Genomic DNA, 904 nt, shown 5'->3' on the forward strand with positions numbered 1-904 from the left:
GCTTGCTCAACGCACTCTTGAATCAAATCGCTGCTGTTATTTGTTGCTGAAACGGCACTCTTCGAACAATTTTGCAGTTTAGAGATGATCGTGATGATCTCTTCGGTTGAAGCTTGAGTGCGGCTTGCTAGCGTTCTCACTTCATCCGCTACGACGGCAAAACCACGGCCTTGTTCACCAGCGCGCGCAGCTTCAATGGCAGCGTTAAGCGCAAGCAAGTTGGTTTGTTCCGCGATGTCTTGGATAACGTCAACCACAACGCTAATGTTAGACGCATCTTGTTCCAGTTCTGTCACCATGTTGCCAACTGATTGAATCGCCAATGACGCTTCGTGGATTTGGTTAATACATTCTTGAACGACGCTGCGGCCTTCTTTCGCATCGTGAGAAGCACTGTTTGCCGTTTCTGACGCTGCTTCGGTGTTGCTGGCGACTTCATTTACTGTCGCTTGCATCTCGTTCATTGCTGTTGCGATAAGGTTTAGCTGAACTTGTTGTTCATCCATGCCGGTTGAAGTCTGTTCGGAAATCGCGCTCACTTCTTCAATGGCGGTGCCTACTTGAGCTGTGGTTGACGAGATACTGTCGACCAAAGTAAGCAACTTCGCTTGCATATCAACGCAGGCATCTGCCAAGGTGCCAAGCTCATCATGACCTATTTTGTTACGTGGAAGCTGGTAAGTTAGATCGCCTGACGCGATTTTTGATGCCATGTTTACCACGTAATTTAGTGGTGTGCAGATCTGTTTGGTTAGGAATAGGCCTAGCGTAAAACTCAATGCCAATAGCGCGACGATAGCAATAATGCTGTAGGTGATTGCGCTGCGCACTGCTTCATGAGCGCTGGCAATATCTTCTTGTACGTAGGTTTGGTTTAGTTCCACTAAATCACGAATCGCATCGG

Annotated in this window: 1 protein-coding gene; it reads right to left on the reverse strand. The window is 47.9% G+C overall.

All coding sequences use genetic code 11. The annotated features are described in order from the left end of the window. On the reverse strand, positions 1 to 904 hold a 904-nt coding region (locus tag R7Q48_RS25565; protein ID WP_318132963.1), incomplete at both ends, for a methyl-accepting chemotaxis protein.

The organism is Vibrio sp. 378, from assembly GCF_033339435.1.